The organism is Solibacillus sp. FSL K6-1126 (assembly GCF_038003445.1).
GTDB classification, from domain to species: domain Bacteria; phylum Bacillota; class Bacilli; order Bacillales_A; family Planococcaceae; genus Solibacillus; species Solibacillus silvestris.
The window spans coordinates 3,714,419-3,738,436 of record NZ_JBBOPD010000001.1 but is presented as its reverse complement, the minus strand read 5'-3'; the positions used below and the strand labels follow the sequence as shown (position 1 = coordinate 3,738,436).

Genomic DNA, 24,018 nt, shown 5'->3' with positions numbered 1-24,018 from the left:
GTTTTTTATTGGGTAATTTACCAAACTGGAGACCAGGTTTTTAAAAATTGAATTGTCCGCTCTTTTCCGATGCCCATTAATTTATTTTTTGTCGCTTCATCTAAATCAAATTGGGTTGCACTATATTCTTCAACAGGAATAAAGATAATATTTTTCTCGTGTCTTCGAGAAATATACCGATTATCATGAGCATTTTGCATCGTACTAAATAAAGCTTCAAATAGTTGAATTCCATTATTAATATCATGAGGCTTCTTATCCTCGCTTGAACTGCTAAGCTTCATTCCAAGAACGGGCCGTTCTCTATTTCCATTATCATAAATCCACATTGGGAAATTACTTAAAACACCACCATCTACAATAACAGACTCCCTTCTCCCATTTTTTAAATAGACAGGCTCAAAGAAGAATGGAAGACCGCAACTCATGCGTAAAGCGCGGGAGACCGGAAAATTTTTTGGATCTATATTATAGTGATGCAAATCATCCGGGAGAACAAGAATCTTGCCGTTTGTCAAATCGGAGGCTACTAGTTTTAAGATGCCCTTTGGTAAATCTCCGAATGTGTAGATGCCTTTTGTCGCAAGTTTTTCGAGAAACCAGTTTTCCAAGGATTTACCACGATACAAGCCCATTCTTTTATATAAATTAAGCCATTTTAAAAACGGTAACTCGATTATGAATTTCGGGGGATCGAGTAAAACCTTTAAATTTAGTTCATCAAAAATTTCTTCAAGTTCCTTTGTATTAAATCCCGCAGCGATAAAAGTTGCCAAGATGGCTCCGGCACTTGTACCGGCTACACGTTCGAACTTCACGCCCTTTTCTTCGAGCGCCCGAATGGCACCTACATATGCAAAGCCTTTAATACCGCCGCCTGAAAAAACTCCGTCTACAATCATTCGTTCTCTCCTTCCTTATATTCATTTAGATCGTTCAATACATTTCCGGCTAGAAGTTAGTAGCTTTGGTATTTTTATAATGATTTTTTAAATTTGATGTCATAACAGTATATGATATTAAAATTAAAATGGGCTTATTAATATTAAACAAAATTGGATATTAAGAATTACTATCCCGAAAGTTTAATTGTCAAAAAATTAAAAAGAAATTTATTACCTGAAAAAGCGTATTGAGTCCTTATATAACAGCATTCAGTACTATCGAAAAACACTTTACATTTAAAATATTCTAAATTTTACTATTGAAATGAAAGCACTTTCAATGTAAGATTTGAATAATTCAAATTACTAAACCGGTTTAGTAAAATATTTAGCTTAAAAGTTTTCTCAAGGAGGAATAATTTTGACTACAAATCCAACTGTTTTTACATTAGGAGATGCATTAGTTACGTTTAACCCATCCGAAACAGGTCCGCTTCGTTATGTGCAAAGCTTTGCTAAGAAAGCGGGTGGGGCAGAGTTAAACTTTGCTATTGGTTGTGCCCGACTTGGATTGCAGTCGAAATGGATGAGTCGCCTAGGTAATGATGAATTCGGTAAAGGCATTTACAAATTTGCTCGCGGAGAAGGCATTGATGTATCGGAAGTTGAGTTCGTTGATGGGTATCCGACATCTCTGAATTTTAAAGAAATCCGCGAAGACGGTTCCGGAAAAACGTTTTACTACCGCCATCAATCTCCGGTATTAACAATAGAACCGGAGCATATTACGGACGAATTGTTGAATGGCGTGTCGATTGTCCATTTAACAGGTGTATTTTTGGCAATCGCACCAAAGAATCTGCAAATTGTACTAGCTGTACTAAAAAAGGCGAAAGAAAAAAATATAAAGATTTCATTCGATCCGAATATTCGACTAAAACTATGGACGATTGAAGACGCTCGTAAAGCATATGAGCAAATTTTCCCTTATGTAGATATTCTGCTGGCAGGGATGGAGGAAGTAGAGCTTATTCAACATGATGTAAGCAAACCAGCACTGGAAGCTTTCGCAAAGCAGCACGGAATCGGACAATTTGTTATTAAAGACGGAGCCAATGGTGCAAAGCTTTATTCAGAAAATATGTGGCATGAAAAGGAAGCTTTCAAAATCACTCCAATTGATACAGTAGGTGCCGGAGACGGGTTTGATGCAGGCTATATATACGCAGCTCTTCACAATTATTCACCAATAGAAAGTCTTACGTTTGCGAATGCGGTGGGTGCGCTAGTAACGACTGTAAAAGGTGATAATGAAGGATTGCCGGAACTACAGGAAGTGCTCGACTTTATGAACAATAAAAAAGCAATTGAACGTTAATCATATAAAAGGGAGATGAACATATGGTAAAGGCTGAAACATTAGCAGCGATTACAAGTTCGAAAGTAGTAGCAGTGATTCGAGGAAGTTCAGCAGAAGAAGCAATCGCTCTTTCTAATGCAGCGATTGAAGGGGGCATTCATTTAATTGAGCTCACTTATACAACGCCAAATACGCAGCAAGTACTGGAAACATTCCGCAATTCTGATGCAGTAGTAGGTGCTGGGACGGTGCTTGATGCGGAAACAGCTCGTCATGCAATTATGAATGGAGCAAAGTTTGTTGTAGGTCCACAGTTCAGCAAAGAAGTAGCAAAAGTATGCAATCGCTACGCTATTCCGTATTTCCCTGGTTGTATGACGATTCAGGAAATGGTATCGGCACTTGAGTATGGCTGTGATGTGATTAAATTATTCCCTGCAAATAACTTTAAGCCATCGTTCATTAAGTCTGTTAAAGGTCCATTACCGCATGTACAGATTATGCCGACTGGTGGCATAAATACTGACAATATCGGTGAATGGCTTGATGCGGGAGCAATCGCAGTAGGGATTGGCAGTGATTTAAATAAAGCTTATGCAACAGGCGGACATGCAGCAGTAGTAGAAGCGAGCAGAAAATATGTAGAAGCAGCAAAACAAGGAGAGGTGTAAAAGATGAATATTACATTTCGCTGGTACGGAAGAAACAATGATACAGTAACGCTCGACCATATCCGTCAGATTCCGAATGTTAAAGGAATTGTTTGGGCATTGCATCAAAAGGCAGCAGGCGAGCTTTGGACGAAAGAAGAGATTAAAGAAGAAGCAGAGTATATACAGTCAAAAGGTTTCCATATTGATGTTGTTGAAAGTGTCAACGTTCATGAAGATATTAAGCTCGGTCTTGGTAATCGCGATTTATATATTGAAAATTATAAACAGACAATACGGAACTTGGCGGAAGTAGGCGTTAAAGTAATTTGTTATAATTTCATGCCGATTTTCGACTGGACACGTACAGATATGTTCCACCCGCTTGAAGATGGGTCGACAGCACTTTACTTCGATAAAGAAAAAGTACAAAGTCTTGATCCGCAGCAGCTTGTAAAAACGGTTAGTGAAGCTTCTGATTTAACTTTGCCAGGTTGGGAGCCTGAACGTATGGCCCGTATCGCGGAACTTTTCGAAGCGTATAAAGAAGTGGATGAGCAAAAGCTATGGAACAACTTACGTTACTTTTTAGATGCCATTATCCCTGTCGCCGAAGAGGTTGGAATACGCATGGCAATCCATCCAGACGATCCGCCGTATTCGATTTTTGGCTTACCGCGCATCATTACAGGAGTTGCAAGCTATGAAAAATTAATTGAGATCAATGATTCTTTAGCAAACAGCTTTACATTCTGCTCTGGGTCGATGGGTGCATCACCGGATAATGACATGGTCGCAATTGCTGAAAAATATGCATATCGTTCACCGTTTGCCCATATTCGTAATGTGAAAATCTATGAAAATGGCAGCTTTACGGAAACTTCTCATTTTACATCAGATGGTTCAATTGATATTAAAGGGATCGTTAAAACATTGCATGAACAAAATTATACAGGCTATGTACGTCCGGATCATGGACGTCACTTATGGGGAGAAGTTTGTCGCCCTGGCTACGGTTTATATGATCGTGCACTCGGTATTATGTATTTAAATGGTTTATGGGATGCTTACAGCGAACAAACAGGAGGCAAATAATGATTCCAATACACGAAAATTTAGCAGATAAAGTAGCAGTAATTACAGGTGGCAGCGGTGTTCTATGCTCAAAGATGGCACAGGAATTGGCACGCCAGCAAGTAAAGGTGGCGATTATCGGTCGTACTGAGTCAAAGGTCGAAGCAGTTAAAGAGGAAATCGTTGCAGCAGGGGGGAATGCTGTGGCAATAACTGCTGATGTACTTAACAAAGATTCTTTACTTGCAGCAAAAGAGCAAATTCTTGAGCAGTTTGGACGTATTGATTTTTTAATTAACGGTGCAGGCGGAAACCATCCGGATGCGATTACCGAAAAAGAATATTATGAGGCGAATTCCACTGGTCTTTCATTTTTTGACTTGCAGGAAAATGGCTTTTCCGATGTATTCTCTTTAAATTTCACAGGAACATTCCTGGCATGCCAAGTATTTGGAGAGGCACTTTTACAAGCAGAAAATCCAGCCATCATTAACATTTCATCGATGAGCGCATACACACCATTAACGAAAATCCCTGCGTACAGTGCAGCAAAAGCGGCGATAAACAACTTTACAAGTTGGATGGCTGTTCACTTTGCTGAAACAGGCTTACGTGTAAATGCAATTGCACCTGGTTTTTTCATTACCCAGCAAAATAAAGATCTGCTCGTTGATGCAGAAGGAGAGTATACAGCACGTTCAAAAAAAATTATTGAAGCAACACCGATGAAAAAATTTGGTGAGCCAGATCAATTATTAGGGGCTCTGCTATTTTTACTGGACTCTTCTTATTCTTCGTTTATTACGGGTACAACAATTGCAGTAGATGGTGGCTTTAACGCGTATTCGGGGGTGTGATATTTGAAAAATGTCACGATTTCCGATGTCGCAAAGCATGCGGGGGTTTCTAAAAGTACTATTTCACAATATTTGAATGGCCGCTATGAATATATGAGTGAGCATACCCGAAAAAAAGTGGAATATTCCATTCGTGAGCTTAATTACCGACCAAATATTATTGCTCGTAGTTTGTCGCAAAAATCTACTTTCACTGTTGGGATTATTGTCGCGAATATTCTACATTCATTCTCCACTCATATTATTCGCGCAATTGAATTGAACTTTAATAAACACGGCTTTCATACAATTGTATGTAACGCTGACGATGAACCTGAGAAAGAACGGCAGTATATCGAAATGCTCATGGCAAAACAGGTGGATGGGATGATAATCTTTCCTACTGGCGACAATTTGGATTTATATGAGCAAATGAAAAAGAAAAAATATCCGATTGTTTTCATGGACCGTACGATAGAGGGCTTAGGAATTCCCTCTATTTTACTGGAAAATGAACAGGCGGCAGAAGTGGCGGTAAAGGCATTGACCGATAACGGGCATAGCCGGATTGCCATACTGACCGCACCGATAACACGTAATATTACACCACGGCTGGAGCGAATTGAAGGTTATAAAAAAGCTTTAGTGAGTAGAGGCATACAAGTACGGGATGAATATATACATAGTGTCGAAGTCGAAGAAATGAAAGTATCTCTTTGTAATATGTTTGAACTGGATCAGCGGCCGGAAGCGATTATCGCAGGCAGTGACCGTGTATTAGTCGAAATCTTAAACTTTGCAAAAGAGCATCAACTTGTCATTCCAAAAGATTTAGCTGTTATTGGAATAGATGATGTGTCATTTGCAAACTTGTTTACACCCCAACTTACGACCATTTCACAGCCAACAACAAAAATGGCGAATAAAGCCGTGGAGTTATTATTACAGCAAATCAAAGGGGAACAAAAGCTGTCTAAAACAATCCGCTTTGGTGGCCAACTAAATATGCGTCAAAGTCATTAATACAATAAGCTGTGTTGATAGATAGACTGGATGTACAGCTATTAACCTAGGGGGAAAACATGGATTTCATAGTAGACTATTTACCGATCATCTGGGTCGCACTTGGTGTCGGTTTATTATTATATTTAAACATCGTTGTCAAATTAAATAGTGTATTAGCTTTACTTATTGTTGCAATTCTTGTTGGGGTTTTAAATGGTTTATCATTAACGGATGTTGTGACATCTGTTAAAACAGGCTTTGGGAGCACACTTGGAAGTTTAGCGATTATTATCGGGATGGGTGCAGTTCTCGGAAAGTTAATGGTCGATTCGGGAGCTGCACAACGAGTTGCCTCGACATTGCTTAAAAAATTCGGAGCAAAAAATGTAGAATGGGCAATTTTAATTGTCGGTGCAATTTTCGGTATTTCCGTTTTCTATGAAGTGGCATTTATTATTTTGGCGCCTTTAGTTATTTCAATTGCAATTGAAGCAAAAATGCCTTACTTGCGTTTAGGGATTACGATGGTTGCTGCCGCTACGATGGCGCATAGTATATTCCCGCCACAGCCTGGTCCAACTGCACTTGTAGAAGCATATGGTGCAGATATGGGGATGGTTTACCTGCTGGGGATTGTTGTAGCTGTACCTGCGATTATTGCTGCGGGGATTATTCTTCCGCGGGTTTTAAAGAATTTGGATTTGCCAATACCTCCATTATTGAAGAAATCTGAAGAAGTAGATCTGGACAAGGCACCAGGGTTTGGAATTAGTTTATTAATTCCATTATTACCTGCAATTATTATTACAGGTGCTACGATTTACAATATGATTTTCGATAAAGAGTCGGCAGTCGGTCAATTCATCAACTTTTTAGGCAGTGCTGAAATTAGTATGATTCTGGCAGTGCTGATCGCAATTTATGTATTCGGTATCCGTCTTGGCCGTACGATGAAAGAAGTAATGAATTCGTTCGCGGGTGCAATAGAAGGTATTGCAATGATTATCTTTATCGTCGGTTCCGGTGGGGCGTTTAAACAAATCATTTTAGATACAGGCATTGGTGATCTCATTGCAGGTGTGATGCAAAATACGTCCATTAACCCATTAATTATGGCATGGCTGATTACAGCAGTTATTCGTATTGCGACTGGTACTGGGGTTGTGTCGGCAATTACAGCTGCAGGTATTGTAGGACCGTTAATCCATACGTTTGATGTCAATCCAGTCCTGATGGTTTTGGCAACAGCAGCGGGAAGTAATACAATTACACATGTTAATGATGCATCTTTCTGGCTGTTTAAAGAGTATTTTAACTTATCGATTAAAGATACATTTAAAACATGGGGTCTTTTACTATTCACGACATCGATTGTCGGCCTTTGCGTAGTATTAATTTTGGATATATTTATTTAATAATTTTGATTATGGCATGTCCGAAACTTTGTTTCGGACATGTTTTTTACTGTTCCTGTATAAACAGGACCTGCTCAAAGCTGCACTCTTTGCAAACAAGTAAATGCGGGCAAATTTCATCTTTTGCGGTATTAGGGTAGCCATCCCCAAGCTTAACGGTGTTTTCATCATTATAATGTCCATATGGATCCGAATAATCGGCTACCTTTCCTCCATCCTGCAGCGGACTATTGCAAGAAGGACAATCCTTGCTGACTTTTTCTAATGCATTGCACAACGGACAAATCGCCATAAACACACCTCTATTTTTATCGTATGTATGCAATATGTCTCTTTTCCACCATTAATTAAACACAATTGCCCGATGAAGTTACTTTTAAAAATGCCTTACTAACATTGCGTCCCGTTTTATAGAATCTAGGCGAATACCATGAAAGATTAAAATATATATATTGGTACTAGGCGCTCACAACCTTTCTTTTTTCTCCATATGCTAAGTAAAAAAGGAAAAGAGGTTGGAGTATGGGAATTGAGATAACAGCTCTCCACTGGATCTATGTTGTTTTTATCATGCTGATCATTATCTTTATGGTGAGGCGCCTGGATACAACATTGATCAGTATTGTGGGGATTTTTGTTATTGCTCTCGTCGCAACAGGGGATTTTGTAGCGTCAATAGGCGGTGTATTTAATAGCTTTATTTATGCAATTACCGAACTTTTATCTACTATTTTAATTATCTCAATTATCGTCGCCATGAGTCGGGTACTAACTAAAACGGGAATTAACGAAGTAATGATTGCACCTTTTACAAAAATCATAAAAAACCCGACACTAGGATTTTGGACAATCGGGATATTAATGATGATCATTTCCTGGTTTTTCTGGCCATCTCCTGCAGTAGCTCTGCTCGGAGCTGTATTATTGCCTGTAGCAATACGGGCGGGGCTGCCGGCATTAGGTGTGGCTATGGCGATGAACTTATTCGGTCACGGGATTGCGTTATCCAGTGATTTTATTATTCAAGGTGCACCAAAATTAACGGCTGATGCTGCCGGTCTTCCAGTTGGGGATGTCGTGATGGCAAGTATACCGCTTGTCATAACGATGGGGGTTGTAACGACAGTTGTCGCATTTTACTTTTTGAAACGGGATATGAAGCGTGGCACTATTCCTTTAGTAGGAACGTACGATAATAGTACGGAGCAAGAGCTGGAGCAAACAGAAAATCTATTATCGATGACTCAGAAAAAATTGTTTGCGTTGCTCATTCCGGTTGCCTTTGTATTGGATGTTGTTGCAATGGCTATTTTTGATCTCCAAGGGGGAGATGCAACAGCACTGGTAGGAGGAACTTCTGTATTTATCCTGCTTATTCTTTGTGTTATTGCTTTTAAAAAGAAAGGGCTCGACCAAACGACAAGCTACTTTATTAAAGGGTTTCAGTTTGGTTTTAAAGTATTTGGACCGGTCATCCCGATTGCGGCGTTTTTCTATTTAGGGGATGCAGGTTTCCTTACTATTCTCGGAAATCATCTGCCTGAAACGTCACATGGTATTGTGAATGATCTTGGGATGGGACTGGCGGCACTCGTACCATTAACAACCGAAATTGCAGTTGTAACACTGACGGGCGTAGGAGCCATTACAGGGCTGGACGGATCAGGGTTTTCCGGAATTTCTTTAGTCGGTTCACTCGGAAATTTATTTGGTACGGCAATTGGAGAAGGTACGGCCACATTGACTGCTCTTGGTCAAATTGCGGCTATTTGGGTAGGTGGCGGGACACTTGTTCCATGGGCGTTAATTCCTGCAGCGGCCATTTGTAATGTTAGCCCATTTGAACTGGCACGAAGAAATCTTGTACCGGTAATAATCGGACTAATCGTAACGACGATTGTAGCGCTTTTCATTATCTAACATGTTGCACGGATATAACAAACCACTCGCTGCAGTATGTTTGCTGTCCGGGAAACTTGAATAAATGTCGGATTTCAAATAATGTGGAACGCCTAATTATATAGAGAATAAAATAGAGTAATAAAGAATGAAGGATGGGACAATTTGAAAATTAATGATCAGCCGGTGAACCCAGCAGATCCTGCTACAATATCAAAATTTGAAGATAAACTCGTTATACCGCGAGTTGCAAGATCTAAACCAAACAATAACTATCCGCCTAATTCCTATTATGAAATCCAGATGCTTAAAGCAAGGCATCGATTTCATAAAGACTTTCCTTATACTGATGTGTGGGGCTATGATGGAATCGTTCCTGGTCCAACAATTGAAGCAAAAAAAGATGTTACGACTTATGTGAAATATTTAAATAAACTTCCCGATAAACATTTTCTGCCGGTAGATTACAGTCTACATGGAGTAAACAATTCTGCAGAAGTCCGAACAGTAGTTCATTTACATGGGGCGAATGTCGCTTCTGCAAGTGACGGGCACCCTGAGGCATGGTATACAAAAAACTATGCTGCTACAGGACCACTATTTAAACAGGAAGTGCATGCATATACGAACCATCAGCCGGGTACGACTATGTGGTATCACGACCATGCGATGGCACTTACAAGATTAAACGTTGTGGCAGGATTGGCAGGATTTTATTTGCTTCGTGATTCTTTGGAGGAACGATTAAAACTGCCAAAGGGAGATTACGAAATACCATTGCTCATTCAGGATCGCTCCTTTAATGAAGATGGTTCTATCTTTTATCCAACGAAACTTGATCCCCCATTTCCTCTACCTGTACCTGACCAGCTTCCACTGCCGGATCCGACTGTTACGTTAGGCTATGTTGGAAATACAGTTATTGTAAATGGGAAGGTATGGCCATATTTAAATGTTGAGCCGAGAAAATATCGCTTCCGAATATTAAATGGCTCAAACCGTAGAAGTTACAAACTACGTCTCTCAAATGAAGAAGAAATGAACCAGATTGGAACAGATGGCGGATTTTTAGCTGCAACAACGAAAATCATCACAGCTGAATTAAATCCTGCTGAGCGTATAGATGTAATTATTGATTTTAGTAAATTTGCGAATGAAGAAATTTTTCTGATGAATGATGATGAGGAGTTTGCAGATGAACATACGAATGTCATTATGAAATTCATTGTGAACTTACCTCTAAGGCGAGAAGATACAAGCCAAATACCTACATTGTTGGAACCAGCGATGGATTTACACGAGCATCATGCACATACCATTCGTAATCTGCCTTTAACATCTTCTCTAGACCGTTATGGCAGGCTTATGCTCATGCTGGATAATAAAATGTACCATGATCCCGCAACAGAAAAGCCTTCGTTAGATAGTATAGAGATTTGGAACTTTATAAATACGACACCAGTCCATCATCCAATCCATCTCCATTTAGTACAGTTCAAAATATTGGAGCGTAGACCGTTTAATGTAGATCTATATGTTTCGGAAGGGAAATTAGAGTTTACAGGTGAGCCGGAAAAACCGAGAGATTATGAAAGAGGTTGGAAGGATACTGTAAAAGCGGACATTGGAAAAGTAACGAAAATTATTATGCATTGGAAAGAACATACAGGGGATTATATGTGGCACTGTCATTTTCTTGAGCATGAAGATCATGATATGATGCGACCGATTCGCGTTATTAACGATGCCCATCCCGTGCAGCCACCGCATATTGATGACCATTAACTAAATTGAAAAAAATGTACTATATTTTGAATGTAAAAATATAGTACATTTCACTTAACTTTAACCGTTAGTTGCCAATCTGCCGAGCGGGCCGGATTCGTCGATAATATCAGCCAAATCAAAAACAGAAATCGGAAACATTGGCAGACCTACGACATATGGAGTAATCTCATATAATTGAAAATAAATAACGAGTGTTTTATCTGCAATATAAAAATCCTGATCTGGACTTATACCCCGAAAATCTCCTAATGTCGGGAGGTCCCGCTCCTGTATTTGAATATCGACAAGAGCAGAAAGTCTTCTAACATAGTTGCTGCCCGGTTTAAATAAATCTTTAAGTGTACATAGCTTCTTTTTTTCAATATCAAATGTCAGTGATTGGATTGTCGTCATCCCATGCGCGGCCTTTTGATGATACGTATAATTGGAAAGACTCAAACTTAGCACTTGCCGCTGATTGTTTTTTATTTCGTATAGCCCCAGCATTTCTTCTACTGTTGTCGGCATTTCACCAACTTGCTGTGCAATTTGCTTTTGTACTTGCTCCTTAATCGCCTCATTCATCTCGTTTTCCCATAAATGATCCCACTTGTAAGAAACATGAGGATAATATACCAATTGATTCGGTCCACAATCTAATCGAACAGTACTAACAGGCATTGGACCAATTTGAAGAATAGTTTCACTTCCTTCATTCATTTTTTCTTAAATAACAATATGCATCTTACCCTGCATACTGTTATTTATATGTAGTGTATATAACTTTATGAAAGTGAAGGCTTGAAAAGATAACATGCAAAGTTCTTTCATAAAATGGATAATGATAAGGAACTCGTAATTTAACAATTCAATGTGTAAAGAAAAACATTATGGGAGTCGTGATCATTGGAAAAACAGAACAGTAAGTACAGATGGGTAGTATTTGTTTCGGTATTGCTTACGTATTTGTTAATGGCTAGTCAGCGGACAGCGCCTGGATTGATTACTGATCAATTAATGAATGACTTTAATATCACGGCCACCACAATCGGATTAATTACAGGTGTTCAATTTTTTGTTTATACAAGTCTTCAAATTCCAATGGGGATTTTGGCGGATCGCTTTGGACCAAATTTTTTTCTTATTTTTGGAGCAGTCCTTGCCGGAGTGGGAACGGTTCTTTACAGTGTAGGAACGCATGAATCGTTATTATTTCTTTCGCGAATTTTTACCGGAATAGGGGATGCGACCATTTGGGTTAATATGATGCTCATATTAGGACAGTGGTTTTATAAAAAGGAATTTGTCCGTTTAGTTGGTTTTGCCGGTATGACAGGCAGTTTAGGGTTCTTGTTGGCGACTGTTCCATTTTCGGCATGGATTGGGCTCCTTGGATGGAGAGGGGCATTTTTCTCATTGGGACTTCTTGTAAGCATATGCGGAGTACTATTATATGTTGTCCTGATAAAACAAGCAAAAAAGGCTTTCCCGCAAATTACGCCTGTAGTAACTGAGCCTGTCCAACGCGAAAAAACAGCTGGCATCGTAAAAAGAGTCTTTTCCAGCCGTCAAGCATGGGCATTATTTTTATGCCATTTTGGGGTAGTGGGCGGCTATGTTGGATTTATCAGTTCGTGGGCGGTGCCGTACGGAATGGATCTTTACGAAATGAGCCGGTCACAGGCGAGTCAGTTAATTATGGTTGGGCTCGTTGGTGCAATTATTGGTGCGCCTTTTATGAGCTGGGTTGCAAGTATGTATGAATCGATTAAAAAACCTTATATAGCAGTGCAAACGATTGTTTTTGCAAGCTGGTTTATGTTTCTTTTATTTCAAGGATATCCGTCACTGATCGGAGTTATTGTTCTTTTCTTCCTCATCGGCTTCGGATATGGAGCAAGTGCATTGACATTTGCTGCTGTACGGCAGTCATTCCCAATGAAAGAGTCTGGCATTGTATCGGGATTTGCCAATACAGGAGGCTTTTTAAGTGCCGTCCTATTGCCGATTTTTTTAGGTGCAATATTAGACTATGTTCAGGCAAGCTCGTTAAATTTACAAAATGGGTACTTTTACGGCTTTAGTATTCCAGTTATTTTTTCTTTAGTCGGTTTAATTGGAATTATGTTATACAAAGAAGGATCTGTTACGGAAACAATGTCGACTTGAGCGAGTAATTACATAAACAATTGTTCATCGCACATCCTAGTAATTGAGGAGGTGGATGAATGAACGAGAAAAAATTCACAGAAGCAGGAACAGATGTTGACGAAGTAAAGAGATTGAATGCAGCGTCCGGTCTTTCTTATAATGACACGCTTGCTTTACTTGCCAAGGAACAGGAAGTAAAGACAACTGATGAAATGCCGCTTCGACCATTAACAGAAAATCTGGAAGTCGACAGCAGTACTTATAAAATCAGTGAGGTACCTGGTGGGCAATTAGGTGGCAATGGTCCGCATTAAATTTTTATGAAAAAGGAAGCTGTCTTGAAAGTGTATACTTTCTAGACAGCTTCTTCAAAATTAATTAGTGCTGCTTATCTTTTTTAGAAATAAACGTTTTGCAGCAAGTGTCGCTGGACGACTTCGCTTCTTTTTGTTTAGGGGCTTGCAAATCAAAATCAGAAGCAAACTCCGTCCGTTCTTTTTTGTTGGTTATACCTTCCATATCAATTTCTATTTTTTCTGCCCCACAAAAATTTCCCTTTGCATGGAAAAAACAATCTGATACAGTACATTTCACCTCTAAAGTTGGCATTAGCTTTCCTCCTCTTTGATTTAGCAATAATGAAGAAAAAGGCGCTTGATCTTGATTGCTTTCCTTTTAAAATCTTCATCATTAATTTGTCCACTCTGAATGTTTTTATGTTCAAATAAAATGGATGTATTAACTTTATTTGACAACTAGCTTATCCAAAATAAACGTATACCATTCGCGGAACCTAATAAATAATTCAATTTTCATTAGTTGAAAAAAATAAAAAATGAAAATATTGCATTAGGCAGCTATAAATTGTTAAAATTTAGAATATTAAGATATTTATATACTAAGGGGGATGTTAAATGACGGTTTTACAGGCATTAGTTGACCAAGCTCTGGAGACACCGAATGCAACGGCTATTCAATTTGAAAATAAAGTATGGACATACAATGAACTTCTGGATAATTCCCGGAAAATTGCCGGTTATCTAATTGAAAAAGGTTTTCAAAAGAATGATATTGTAGCAGAGTTTGCCCTAAACTCCCATTTATTTATGGCTGTTTATTATGGTGTGCAGCTCGCAGGCTTAACCGTAATGCCTGTGAATACAAAACTTGCTCCTCCTGAAGTCGATTTTATTTTTAAGCATTCAGAAGCGAAAGTGTTAATTTATGATGAAAAACTGCAAGAGACGATTGATCTCACGACACATGGTTTTCAGGAAATTCTTTCACTATCACAAATCAAAAACATTTTAAATGAACAAAGTAATTCTCCAACAATGCCGGAGTTAGAGCTCGAGGACACGTCAGTTGTTATGTATACATCCGGAACGACGGGAAAACAAAAAGGGGTTATGCTCAGTCACCGGAACATTTTAGAGACGGCGCAAATCTGGTCTGACTCAATAAATATGACAAGTGAGGACCGCATGTTTATTTGTACACCTTTATTCCATTGTGCAGGCAGTCATGTATTTGCAGTGCCGACAATTTATAAGGGGGGGGCAGTTCTTATTGAAGAGGCATTTTCACCAGACCAGACTTTGAAAAATTTAGTTGAAACAAAGGCATCTATTTTCTTTGGGGTACCGGCAATGTATACCATTTTATTAAATAAACCTGAGCTGCAGTCCTATGATTTTAGTGAACTGCGCCTGTTCTGCTATGGGGCTGCACCAATGCCGTATGAGCTTGTGAAGCGTCTAAAGGATACATTCCCTAATGTAAAAGTACAGAACTTATATGGGCAAACGGAAAATTCACCCGCAGCCAGCTCATTGCTGGATGATGCGGCACTGTTTAAAATCGGTTCAGTAGGCAAACCGTTAGCACGGACTGATATTCAGTTACGCGATGCGAATGGTGAAATTGTGCCACTAGGGGAAGTCGGTGAAATTTGTGTGAGAGGTCCCCAAGTAATGAAGGGATATTTGCGCGCACCGGAAGAAACAGCCAAGTCGATTCAGGATGGGTGGCTGTATACAGGAGATTTAGGCCGTTTTGATGAGGAAGGCTATTTATATATTGTAGATCGCAAAAAGGATATGATCATTCGTGGAGGCGAAAATATTTACCCAATTGAAGTGGAAGAAGTACTGTACCAAATGCCTCAAATTCTGGAAGCCGCGGTCGTAGGGATCCCACATGAAGTTTACGGTGAAGTTCCTAAGGCGTTTGTTGTATTAAAGGAAGACAAACAACTAATGGAACAAGATGTACTGGACTATTGCATGACACAGCTTGCAAAATATAAAGTTCCATTTGAAGTTGACTTTATCGATCAACTGCCACGTAATGCTTCCGGTAAAGTACTGAAGCATACATTAAGACCAAAACAAACCATATAAACAAACGTAGTCTCGATTTTTGTCGAGGCTATTTTTCATGAAAAATATAAGGATCATTTTCCAATCCTTTGCAATGAAGGAGAGAGAAAATGGTAGAGAAATTGGACCACTATAATGGAAAAAGCCGAGTACTCAATTTGGATACTCGGCTCTCTATTTATAACCAGCTGGCAAGTTGCTGTTTTGTGGCAAATACGAAATGCCCGGGACGTGCTTCTAAAGTCTCCGCATTTTCTGGTGTTTCTTCATGCTTGTATGGAATACGAACACGTTTACGCTCATACTCAGGGTTTGGTTGAGGTACGGCAGAAAGTAAAGACTTTGTATAAGGATGAATCGGATTGTTGTAAATCTCGTCCGCATCACCTAACTCTAAAATTTTCCCGCGATACATAACAGCAATACGATCCGAGATATACTTCACCATCGATAAATCATGGGCAATGAATAAATATGTTAAACCGCGTTCTTTTTGTAGCTGCTTTAATAAGTTAACGACTTGAGCTTGAATAGATACGTCTAGAGCAGAAATTGGCTCATCCGCAATAATGAAGCTTGGATCCAAGCTCAATGCGCGGGCAATCCCAATACGTTGACGTTGACCGCCTGAAAATTCATGTGCATAACGGTTTGCATGCTCACGGTTTAAACCAACAGATTCTAACAGTTCTCCAATTTTTTCTTGACGCTCTTTTTTATTTTTGTGAAGGCCGTGGATATCATAGCCTTCCGCAATAATTTCACCAGCTGTCATCCGCGGGTTTAACGATGCGTAGGGATCTTGAAAAATCATTTGCATGTCGCGGTTGAATTGCATCGATTCCTTTCGTGAAGAATAAGAATTCACGTTTTTTTGGTTAAATAAAATTTCACCTTCTGTAATATCATACAGGCGAATAATTGAACGTCCTGTTGTTGATTTACCACAGCCTGATTCACCCACTAGTCCAAGTGTTTCGCCTTCATAAACGTCGAAGCTAATGCCGTCAACCGCTTTAATAGGCTCTTTAGCAGTACCGAAATATTGTTTTAATCCTTTTACTTCTAAAATCTTTTTACGCATTAGCTGTGCCTCCTCTTGCCATTTCGATCCGGCGAGCAACCGCCTCAGGAAGTGGAATTTTTGGAGCGTTCGGATGGAGTAACCAAGTTTTTGCATAATGAGTGTCAGAAACTTGGAACATCGGTGGCTCTTCCTCATAGTCGATTGCTAAAGCCAGCTCATTACGAGGGGCGAATGCACAGCCGATAGGTGGATTAATCAAGTTTGGCGGCGAACCAGGTATTGCACGTAATAACTCATCTGTAGAGTTGTTTAAGTCGGGCATTGAACCTAGCAGCCCCCAAGTATAAGGATGCTTAGGATTGTAGAAAATGTCCTCTACTGTGCCATACTCAACAATTTGTCCGGCGTACATAACGGCAACACGGTCAGCCACGTTTGCCACGACCCCTAAATCATGAGTGATAAAAATAATCGAAGTATTCGAACTTCTTTGAATGTCCTTCATCAATTCTAAAATTTGCGCCTGAATCGTTACATCAAGTGCTGTTGTTGGTTCATCGGCAATTAGAAGCTTAGGATCTGCAGCAAGGGCAATTGCGATGACAACACGCTGACGCATCCCCCCCGAAAGCTCGTGTGGATAAGAAGCAAACCGTTTTTCAGGAAAAGGTATACCAACCTGATTTAATAATTCAATGGAACGCGTTTTCGCAGCCCCTTTACTGGAAACTTTTTTATGCTTTAATAAAACTTCCATGATTTGCTTGCCGATACGCATTGTTGGGTTTAGTGCAGTCATCGGATCTTGGAAAATCATTGCCACTTCATTGCCCCGGATAGATAACATATCTTTTTCAGAAAGAGGAATCAGATCACGACCGTTAAATTTTATTTCGCCATTGGCATAAATACCGGGTGGCTCAGGAATCAGCTTCATCAAAGCATTACTCGTAACACTTTTACCTGAGCCCGACTCACCTACGATAGCCAATGTTTCGCCTTCGTATAATTCAAAGTTTACGCCTCGTACAGCCTGGACAATACCGGCGTACGTTTTGAAGTGAATATGTAAATCATTAACTTCTAAAATTTTCTTCTTCATCTCATACACCCCTTTCTACTTACGTAATTTCGGATCTAAAGCATCGCGAAGACCATCTCCAACAGCGTTAAATGCGAAAATCGTTAACGAAATGAAGAGGGCAGGGAACATTAATCGCCAAGGTGCAGATTGGATTGCCTTATTTCCTTCTGAAGCCATTGTGCCCCAACTTGCAAGCGGCTGCTGTACCCCTAAACCAATATAGCTTAAAAATGATTCTGTAAAGATTGCAGCTGGAATAGTTAATGTCATTGTTACTAAAATAGCGCCCATTGCATTTGGGATTAGGTGACGTTTAATTAAATGCCATGAACCAGCGCCTAATGTGCGAGAAGCTAAAACAAATTCACGACTCTTAATTGAAAGTACCTCAGCACGAACGATACGTGCCATGTTTACCCATCCCGTAAAGGATAGGGCAATAATCATAGGAATTAATCCTTTCTCCATAACGACTAGTAAAATGATAACAACTAATAAATAAGGAATCGCTGTTAACACATCAGCAATACGCATCATAATATTGTCAACGCGTCCACCAAGCAATCCTGAAATACTTCCCCAGAGAACACCAATAATTAAATCAATCACAGCTGCGGCAAGACCGATGAATAACGAAATTCTTGCGCCAATCCAGACACGAACGAATAAGTCGCGTGCAAGGTCGTCTGTACCGAACCAGTGGGCAGCTGAAGGGGCTGTATTGTAAAGACCCGTATTTTCTTCATAACTCCAAGAGGAAAACATCGGTGCAAAGATAGCCATAATTGTAATAAACGCTAAAATAACCAAGCCTATAATTGCTAGCTTGTTATGTGAAAACCGGTACATTACCTCTTGCCAAAATGAAATTTGCTTTTTGTTTAGAGAATCCGCATCACTTGGACGGGCGCCTACAATTTCAAAACGCTCCGGAGCGATTTGTTCATTAAATTTATTTTCTAAAGTCATTATTTTTTCGCTCCTTTCAATTTGATACGAGGGTCAATGTAGTGATACAAAATGTCTACAATTAATACCGCAAAGAGTAAAATAATTGAATAGAAAACAGTTACACCCATAATCGTCGTATAATCACGATTCGTAATAGATTGTACGAAGTGACGGCCAATACCCGGTATGGCAAAAATTTGTTCAATAATGAAACTTCCTGTCAGTACGCCTGCAGTTAAAGGTCCTAAATAGGTGATAACCGGCAACAACGCATTACGAAGCGAGTGTTTAAATACAATTGTCCATTTTCCGATTCCTTTAGCACGTGCAAGCTTTACATATTCACTGTTATTTTGTTCCAGCATACTGGATCGAGTTAGCTTGGCAATAAATCCAACATGTGTCAGGGCAATAGCGACTGCAGGTAAAACCGTGTAGCTAAAGCCTTTCCATCCAGTCACAGGGAACCACCCCAATTTTAGTGATAAATAGAGCTGTAATATCGCTGCAAGAATAAAGGAAGGGACAGAAATTCCTATAACAGCGATGACAGTCGACACATAGTCAGGAAATCGATTGTGATAAAGTGCAGAAATAACACCTAGTAAAATTCCAAAACCTACTGCTAGGAACATTGCCTCTAAACCTAGTACTAATGAAACAGGGAATCCTTCGGAAATCATGTCGTTTACTGAACGTCCTTTATATTTCATGGATTCTCCAAAATCAAATGTAAGGGATGAGATTAAATAATCTTTATATTGGATGTACCATGGATTATCAAGTCCGTATTTTGCATTAAGTTGCTGTTCGATTGCTGGTAATAACTCACGCTCACTGGCAAATGGGCTACCTGGTGCAAGCTTCATTAAAAAGAACGTTGCCGATATGATGAAAAATAATGCTACCAAAATATAAATTAATCGCTTGAAAATGTAGTTAAGCACTAAACAGACCCCCTTTTTGTTAGAATGAAATGAATATTCTGAAATATATAGAAAGACTGCCCTAAATCACATGGATTCTGAGCAGCCTTTCATGTAAACATACACAATAAGTTGTGTTGATATGTTAAAAATTATTTGTTGATATCAACATTTTTAAGTGAAATATTACCTAATGCATCTGGCTCCATGCCTGTTACATAATCTTTTACGATGTAAGGGTTAGTATAGAAGTAGATTGGCGCAACTGGAACTTCTTCAGCCATAATTGCTTCTGCTTGTAACATAATCTGAGTACGTTTGTCTGGATCTGTTTCAGTAACTGATTGTTTTAATAGGTCAGAGTATTCAGCATTTTCCCAACCAGTATCGTTGTTTCCGTTTTCTGCAGAGTTATACATTTCCAGGAATGTATAAGCATCGTTGAAGTCAGCAATCCAACCTAAACGACCTACTTGATAATCTAAGCTAGAAAGTTTATCTAAATATACCTGCCATTCAGAGTTATCAAGTTTTACTTTAATACCTAATTCTTTTGTCCATCCTTGTTGAACGAATTGGGCAATTGCAGCATGAGCTTCAGAAGTGTTGTGAGAAACTGTAATTTCTAATTCAGAAGGATCTGATAAACCAAGTTCTTCTAAACCTTTTGCTAAATACTCTTTAGCACCTTCGAAATCAGCATCTTTGAAATAACCTTCATCATCACCAAATCCATCTACTGAGTTTGGAACATATCCTAATGCAGGTTGTTGTTCCGCCTTCGTAATGTTGGCAATTAAGCTTGCACGGTCTATTGCTAAAGTTAAAGCTTTACGAATATTTACGTTACTTGTCACTTTGTCTGTCGTGTTGAATTTATACCAGTAAACACCAGAGTACTCTGCTACTTTAAGCGTGCCTTCTGATTTTAAGCGATCGATTGCATCAAGGGAGATCGAACCATAATTTGTTCCTAAGAAGTCAACTTCCCCAGCATCAAACATGTTCATTTGAGAAGCTTCAGATTCAACGATTGCTACGTTTACCGTATCAATTTTCACGTTCTCTTTATCCCAGTAATTTTCTGATTTAGTGAATACCAAGTTACCATTGTGAACCCACTCCGTTAAAGTGTAAGCACCATTTGATACGATTGTGTCTGCCTCAGTGTACCAGTTAGCATTTGCTTCCTGAGTAGCTTGGTGAATTGGTGAAAATGTTTTGAAAGCAGTTAATTCCAAGAAATATGGTGTTGGAACTTCTAATGTTACTTCTAAAGTTTTGTCATCCACAACTTTAATACCTAAATCATCGGCAGAGCCAGTACCTGAGTGGTAAGCTTCAGCGCCTTTGATTGGATATAAAATTGAAGCATATTCAGAAGCGTTTTCTGGCGTTAATGCCCACTTCCAAGCAAAAGCAAAGTCGTTTGCTGTTACAGGGTCGCCGTTAGACCATTTTGAATCACGTAATTTAAATGTATAAGTTAATAAGTCATCGGAAATTTCATAGCTCTCTGCGGCAGCTTCAACCGGAACGCCGTTTTCCATTGTCATTAAACCTTCAAAAATGTTGTTGATTGCTGTACTTGATGTAGTATCAGATGCTAAACCCGGGTGTAAAGACGGTGGTTCAGACATAAATACTAAGTTAAGCTCTTTTGGTTCTGATGAAGTGCTTGTAGACCCTTCATTGTTTGTTTCACTACCTGTAGAACCTTCTGATGTTTCATTGTCCTTACTGTCGTCTCCACCACATGCAGCAAGTACTACAGATAGTACAAGTGCCATGATAAGTGTTAGAAACTTGTTTAATTTCATCTTAAAACCCCCCATTTTGTGTAAAAACATGATATTTTTTGCAAATTAATGCAATATAACTATAACAAAACTTAAAAGAATTATAAACATATTTTTTGTCATTTGCGTAAATATTCTGTCTAAAGCAAAAAATTACTTTTTAGCGCTGTATTACTCTATGTGGAAATTAGAGAGTTTTATACATCATGGATACTTGATTTTATTGAACGGAGACGTCATAAAATATACGCTAAAAAGATATAGAAAGTTTAAGTGATCATGCTAACGTTCCAAGTCCAACCTTTGATATAATATTTGCTAGCAAAAGAAGTATGGAGGGTATTATGGATAACAATGATATTCTAATCCGAACGCGTTATGCTTTGGATTTGAAAAATAGAGAAATGATTGAAATTTTTAAGCTTGGTGGTATAACAGTGAAACCAGAAGACATGCCAAAAATGTTAACGAAGTCATTGGTGAAAGATGAGGAAGTGCCAGCTGACTACGATCAAATAAAAGTTAACAACAAAACATTAGAAGGATTTTTCAATGGCTTAATTACTCATAAACGTGGTCCAATGCCGAAAAAGGAAGGCCAAGCAGCGCCAGTACAGGAAAAGCCGGATCATATGAATAATATGGTACTAAAAAAATTAAAAGTAGCATGTCAATTAACTGCAGAAGAAATGCTGGATGTGCTGGATGATGGTGGAATTGCCGTTTCGAAAGGTGAACTTGGTGCAATTATGCGTAAGCCAGGGCACCGCAACTACAAAGAATGTGGCGATAACTTCACAAGAAAATTCTTAAAAGGGTTATCAGTACGATATAGAGGATAAAACGGAGGATGCCTAATTTTAGGCATCCTTTTGAGTGCGTAAGCACATTTATATACAACTACTTGAACAATCGAGAAGTCGCCAACTTCCTTTTTGCTGATAAAATTTGATACAATGAACAGTATTGTTTAATTTCTTTCATCATGTATTCAAACACCTACTGAAAGAAGTTAGGATCTCCAGCAAATTAGAGGCAATGATGCAAAGGTATAATTGAGATAAAATAAAGGAATGGTGAACGAGCGTTGAAAACTTTTAAGAAAGTGTATATCGAAATTACAAGTGTATGTAATTTAGCATGCAGCTTTTGTCCACCTACAGAGCGTGCAAAAGGATTAATAAAGGTAGAGCAATTTGCTCATATTTTAGATGAAATTAGCGGCTATACAAAATATATATACCTACATGTAAAAGGGGAGCCTTTATTGCATCCGCGCATTGGGCAATTACTTGATATTGCACATGAAAAGGGCTTTAAAGTCAATATTACGACAAACGGGACGTTAATTAAAAAGAACCGTGAAAAGCTTTTAGGCAAGCCTGCACTCAGACAAATAAATTTTTCGCTTCATAGTTTTGATGGACATGAAGGCTCTGAAAACCGCGAAAAGTACTTAAGTGATATTTTGGAATTTGTACGGGATGTACGAAAACATAATGTCATTATTTCTTACAGGCTATGGAATTTGCAGCGCAATAATGTTTCCGAACTGGCAAACCGTAGAAACCGCGAAACACTTGAAATTCTCGAAAAAGAGTATGAACTGGACTATGAAATTCAAGAGCGGGTAGAAATGGGCTCAGGAGTAAAAATTGCAAAAAACATCTATTTAAACCAGGATCATGAGTTCCGCTGGCCGAGTCTACTTGAAAAAGCGGATGAAGGAAAAGGGTTCTGTCATGCATTGCGTACACATGCAGCTATTTTAGTAGATGGTTCTGTTGTTCCTTGTTGTTTGGATGGCGAGGGTGTCATTAATCTAGGGAATGTCCACGATCAAAAATTCGGCGAAATTATTACTACCGACCGTGCACAAAACTTAGTAGATGGTTTTTCTCGTCGTGAAGCAATTGAAGAACTTTGCAAAAAATGCGGTTTCCGCCAAAAGTTTGGCATGGATTCAGAACTGCCGGATGTTTTGTAATCGGCTATATAAATAGATTAAAAGGCTGCCCTGAATTTACTTCAGGGCAGCCTTTTCCTATTGCGCCTGCATAAAAGTGACCGTCATTTCCTCACTGTCATATAGGCACCATTCTTTATTATCTACGACAGGACCGACATTAATCTGGTATTGTTTTTTTCCAACAGCCAGAGGGATATCGTAAGGGACAGATTGTCGTTGCCCATCCTTATAGATGGCTGCTTCATGACTATGTCCAAAAAACAGCAGTGGCGTTTGGATGTTAGGGAAGGTAGGATTGAATGTCTTATCCCACTCTATTTGGTGCCCGTGAATTAAAGTTGCATGTTCAATTACAAGTGCATTTTTATATTGGAGAAAACGATTATCCCCTGTTACAAGAGCAATCCGTTCTTCCTGGTTGCCGATGATAGAAGGGAATGTTAAGAGGCTCATAAACTTATCATCAATAATTGCCGCATCTTTTAGCTTTGCATGACGAACCATTTTCGCCTTTTTCTTGCCGATTTTACACTCGAATAAATCCCCTAAGCCAATAATCTCTGCATTTGGTGCTACTTGCTGTATATGGTTTAACACCTTTTTAGTATTTTTATAATGCGAATGTAAGTCACTTAAAATTGCATACTTCATTAAGAATCACCACCGTATAATTGAATTTCTACAATAGTATAGCAATAGTCAATTAATCGATAAAATAAAACATTTATTTCCTTTTATTTTCAGAAAATTTAAAATAAAATCTTGACGACTAGCAATATAGGTTTTATTATGGAGTTAAATTTCATATATTTTATATTAAAAAGGAAGTTTTACAACATT

At 38.9% G+C, this 24,018-nt stretch carries 23 protein-coding genes; 13 read left to right on the top strand and 10 right to left on the bottom strand.

The annotated features are described in order from the left end of the window. Window positions 1–17 precede the first annotated feature (17 nt). Complete coding sequence (locus MHH44_RS18685; protein ID WP_008405606.1) at window positions 18–902, bottom strand: patatin-like phospholipase family protein; 885 nt, start codon at window positions 900–902, stop codon at window positions 18–20. Between the two features lie 403 nt (window positions 903–1,305). Between MHH44_RS18685 and MHH44_RS18680 the strand changes: the two genes are divergently transcribed. The 6 genes from MHH44_RS18680 to MHH44_RS18655 are packed head-to-tail and all read left to right on the top strand — an operon-like array spanning window position 1,306 to window position 7,224. After that, window positions 1,306–2,262, top strand: a complete 957-nt coding sequence (locus MHH44_RS18680) for a sugar kinase (protein ID WP_340799310.1) — start codon at window positions 1,306–1,308, stop codon at window positions 2,260–2,262. A 23-nt stretch (window positions 2,263–2,285) separates the two neighbouring features. Continuing rightward, complete coding sequence (locus MHH44_RS18675) at window positions 2,286–2,915, top strand: bifunctional 2-keto-4-hydroxyglutarate aldolase/2-keto-3-deoxy-6-phosphogluconate aldolase (protein ID WP_014822664.1); 630 nt, start codon at window positions 2,286–2,288, stop codon at window positions 2,913–2,915. Between the two features lie 3 nt (window positions 2,916–2,918). Then, on the top strand, window positions 2,919–3,989 hold the full coding sequence (uxuA, locus tag MHH44_RS18670) for a mannonate dehydratase (RefSeq protein ID WP_340799309.1): 1,071 nt from the start codon (window positions 2,919–2,921) through the stop codon (window positions 3,987–3,989). Continuing rightward, window positions 3,989–4,825 carry an SDR family oxidoreductase gene (locus tag MHH44_RS18665; RefSeq protein WP_340799308.1) on the top strand — a complete coding sequence of 279 codons (837 nt, stop codon included), beginning with the start codon at window positions 3,989–3,991 and terminating at the stop codon, window positions 4,823–4,825. The genes uxuA and MHH44_RS18665 overlap by 1 nt, the downstream gene beginning before the upstream one ends. Window positions 4,826–4,828: 3 nt before the next feature. After that, window positions 4,829–5,827, top strand: coding sequence for a LacI family DNA-binding transcriptional regulator (locus MHH44_RS18660; RefSeq protein WP_340799307.1), 999 nt, complete (start codon window positions 4,829–4,831; stop codon window positions 5,825–5,827). 59 nt (window positions 5,828–5,886) lie between these two features. Further along, the gene (locus MHH44_RS18655) at window positions 5,887–7,224 is read left to right on the top strand and encodes a gluconate:H+ symporter (protein WP_340799306.1); all 1,338 of its coding nucleotides are present in this window, start codon (window positions 5,887–5,889) and stop codon (window positions 7,222–7,224) included. Window positions 7,225–7,270: 46 nt separating this feature from the next. Here MHH44_RS18655 and MHH44_RS18650 read toward each other — a convergent pair whose 3' ends face one another. Continuing rightward, window positions 7,271–7,516, bottom strand: a complete 246-nt coding sequence (locus tag MHH44_RS18650) for a hypothetical protein (protein WP_008405617.1) — start codon at window positions 7,514–7,516, stop codon at window positions 7,271–7,273. Between the two features lie 230 nt (window positions 7,517–7,746). On the opposite strand from MHH44_RS18650, the gene MHH44_RS18645 reads away from it, so the two are divergent. Further along, window positions 7,747–9,144 carry a hypothetical protein gene (locus tag MHH44_RS18645; protein ID WP_008405619.1) on the top strand — a complete coding sequence of 466 codons (1,398 nt, stop codon included), beginning with the start codon at window positions 7,747–7,749 and terminating at the stop codon, window positions 9,142–9,144. Window positions 9,145–9,288: 144 nt separating this feature from the next. Next, complete coding sequence (locus MHH44_RS18640; RefSeq protein ID WP_014822669.1) at window positions 9,289–10,908, top strand: multicopper oxidase family protein; 1,620 nt, start codon at window positions 9,289–9,291, stop codon at window positions 10,906–10,908. Between the two features lie 60 nt (window positions 10,909–10,968). On the opposite strand, the gene MHH44_RS18635 is transcribed toward MHH44_RS18640, so the two are convergent. Next, on the bottom strand, window positions 10,969–11,529 hold the full coding sequence (locus MHH44_RS18635) for a DUF3298 and DUF4163 domain-containing protein (protein ID WP_008405623.1): 561 nt from the start codon (window positions 11,527–11,529) through the stop codon (window positions 10,969–10,971). A gap of 267 nt (window positions 11,530–11,796) precedes the next feature. Here MHH44_RS18635 and MHH44_RS18630 point away from each other — a divergent pair, with 267 nt between their 5' ends. After that, window positions 11,797–13,059 carry an MFS transporter gene (locus MHH44_RS18630; RefSeq protein ID WP_340799305.1) on the top strand — a complete coding sequence of 421 codons (1,263 nt, stop codon included), beginning with the start codon at window positions 11,797–11,799 and terminating at the stop codon, window positions 13,057–13,059. A 59-nt stretch (window positions 13,060–13,118) separates the two neighbouring features. Continuing rightward, window positions 13,119–13,355, top strand: coding sequence for a hypothetical protein (locus MHH44_RS18625; protein WP_008405626.1), 237 nt, complete (start codon window positions 13,119–13,121; stop codon window positions 13,353–13,355). A 64-nt stretch (window positions 13,356–13,419) separates the two neighbouring features. On the opposite strand, the gene MHH44_RS18620 is transcribed toward MHH44_RS18625, so the two are convergent. Beyond that, window positions 13,420–13,650, bottom strand: a complete 231-nt coding sequence (locus MHH44_RS18620) for a DUF1540 domain-containing protein (RefSeq protein ID WP_008405628.1) — start codon at window positions 13,648–13,650, stop codon at window positions 13,420–13,422. Window positions 13,651–13,955: 305 nt separating this feature from the next. On the opposite strand from MHH44_RS18620, the gene MHH44_RS18615 reads away from it, so the two are divergent. Next, window positions 13,956–15,443: a class I adenylate-forming enzyme family protein gene (locus MHH44_RS18615; protein WP_340799304.1), complete on the top strand. Its 1,488-nt coding sequence runs from the start codon at window positions 13,956–13,958 to the stop codon at window positions 15,441–15,443. Window positions 15,444–15,600: 157 nt separating this feature from the next. Here MHH44_RS18615 and MHH44_RS18610 read toward each other — a convergent pair whose 3' ends face one another. The 5 genes from MHH44_RS18610 to MHH44_RS18590 all read right to left on the bottom strand — a co-directional run bounded on the left by MHH44_RS18610 (window position 15,601) and on the right by MHH44_RS18590 (window position 21,230). After that, window positions 15,601–16,506, bottom strand: a complete 906-nt coding sequence (locus MHH44_RS18610; protein WP_008405631.1) for an ABC transporter ATP-binding protein — start codon at window positions 16,504–16,506, stop codon at window positions 15,601–15,603. Continuing rightward, entirely contained in the window at window positions 16,499–17,551 is a 1,053-nt protein-coding gene (locus MHH44_RS18605; RefSeq protein WP_008405634.1) for an ABC transporter ATP-binding protein, read from the bottom strand. Before MHH44_RS18605 ends, MHH44_RS18610 begins: the two co-directional genes overlap by 8 nt. 15 nt (window positions 17,552–17,566) lie before the next feature. Further along, the gene (locus MHH44_RS18600; protein ID WP_087617443.1) at window positions 17,567–18,502 is read right to left on the bottom strand and encodes an ABC transporter permease; all 936 of its coding nucleotides are present in this window, start codon (window positions 18,500–18,502) and stop codon (window positions 17,567–17,569) included. After that, window positions 18,502–19,431, bottom strand: coding sequence for an ABC transporter permease (locus MHH44_RS18595; protein WP_014822673.1), 930 nt, complete (start codon window positions 19,429–19,431; stop codon window positions 18,502–18,504). Before MHH44_RS18595 ends, MHH44_RS18600 begins: the two co-directional genes overlap by 1 nt. A gap of 131 nt (window positions 19,432–19,562) precedes the next feature. Then, entirely contained in the window at window positions 19,563–21,230 is a 1,668-nt protein-coding gene (locus MHH44_RS18590) for a peptide ABC transporter substrate-binding protein (RefSeq protein ID WP_340799303.1), read from the bottom strand. A 323-nt stretch (window positions 21,231–21,553) separates the two neighbouring features. Here MHH44_RS18590 and MHH44_RS18585 point away from each other — a divergent pair, with 323 nt between their 5' ends. Together MHH44_RS18585 and MHH44_RS18580 are read left to right on the top strand one after the other, a co-directional pair. Further along, entirely contained in the window at window positions 21,554–22,051 is a 498-nt protein-coding gene (locus MHH44_RS18585; RefSeq protein WP_340799302.1) for a YehS family protein, read from the top strand. A 245-nt stretch (window positions 22,052–22,296) separates the two neighbouring features. Beyond that, the gene (locus MHH44_RS18580; RefSeq protein ID WP_008405643.1) at window positions 22,297–23,196 is read left to right on the top strand and encodes a radical SAM/SPASM domain-containing protein; all 900 of its coding nucleotides are present in this window, start codon (window positions 22,297–22,299) and stop codon (window positions 23,194–23,196) included. Between the two features lie 57 nt (window positions 23,197–23,253). Here the strand turns inward: MHH44_RS18580 and MHH44_RS18575 are convergent, their stop codons facing one another. Next, window positions 23,254–23,829 (bottom strand): metallophosphoesterase family protein, encoded by a 576-nt coding sequence (locus MHH44_RS18575; protein ID WP_008405644.1) that lies wholly within the window; start codon window positions 23,827–23,829, stop codon window positions 23,254–23,256. Window positions 23,830–24,018: the final 189 nt, after the last annotated feature.

What these genes read in the sequence shown, in the direction of transcription:
- MHH44_RS18685 (WP_008405606.1), bottom strand. Translation starts at nt 902, where the DNA reads ATGATTGTAGACGGAGTTTTTTCAGGCGGCGGTATTAAAGGCTTTGCA.
- MHH44_RS18675 (WP_014822664.1), top strand. Translation starts at nt 2,286, where the DNA reads ATGGTAAAGGCTGAAACATTAGCAGCGATTACAAGTTCGAAAGTAGTA.
- uxuA (WP_340799309.1), top strand. Translation starts at nt 2,919, where the DNA reads ATGAATATTACATTTCGCTGGTACGGAAGAAACAATGATACAGTAACG.
- MHH44_RS18665 (WP_340799308.1), top strand. Translation starts at nt 3,989, where the DNA reads ATGATTCCAATACACGAAAATTTAGCAGATAAAGTAGCAGTAATTACA.
- MHH44_RS18655 (WP_340799306.1), top strand. Translation starts at nt 5,887, where the DNA reads ATGGATTTCATAGTAGACTATTTACCGATCATCTGGGTCGCACTTGGT.
- MHH44_RS18650 (WP_008405617.1), bottom strand. Translation starts at nt 7,516, where the DNA reads ATGGCGATTTGTCCGTTGTGCAATGCATTAGAAAAAGTCAGCAAGGAT.
- MHH44_RS18645 (WP_008405619.1), top strand. Translation starts at nt 7,747, where the DNA reads ATGGGAATTGAGATAACAGCTCTCCACTGGATCTATGTTGTTTTTATC.
- MHH44_RS18625 (WP_008405626.1), top strand. Translation starts at nt 13,119, where the DNA reads ATGAACGAGAAAAAATTCACAGAAGCAGGAACAGATGTTGACGAAGTA.
- MHH44_RS18620 (WP_008405628.1), bottom strand. Translation starts at nt 13,650, where the DNA reads ATGCCAACTTTAGAGGTGAAATGTACTGTATCAGATTGTTTTTTCCAT.
- MHH44_RS18615 (WP_340799304.1), top strand. Translation starts at nt 13,956, where the DNA reads ATGACGGTTTTACAGGCATTAGTTGACCAAGCTCTGGAGACACCGAAT.
- MHH44_RS18610 (WP_008405631.1), bottom strand. Translation starts at nt 16,506, where the DNA reads ATGCGTAAAAAGATTTTAGAAGTAAAAGGATTAAAACAATATTTCGGT.
- MHH44_RS18605 (WP_008405634.1), bottom strand. Translation starts at nt 17,551, where the DNA reads ATGAAGAAGAAAATTTTAGAAGTTAATGATTTACATATTCACTTCAAA.
- MHH44_RS18600 (WP_087617443.1), bottom strand. Translation starts at nt 18,502, where the DNA reads ATGACTTTAGAAAATAAATTTAATGAACAAATCGCTCCGGAGCGTTTT.
- MHH44_RS18590 (WP_340799303.1), bottom strand. Translation starts at nt 21,230, where the DNA reads ATGAAATTAAACAAGTTTCTAACACTTATCATGGCACTTGTACTATCT.
- MHH44_RS18585 (WP_340799302.1), top strand. Translation starts at nt 21,554, where the DNA reads ATGGATAACAATGATATTCTAATCCGAACGCGTTATGCTTTGGATTTG.
- MHH44_RS18575 (WP_008405644.1), bottom strand. Translation starts at nt 23,829, where the DNA reads ATGAAGTATGCAATTTTAAGTGACTTACATTCGCATTATAAAAATACT.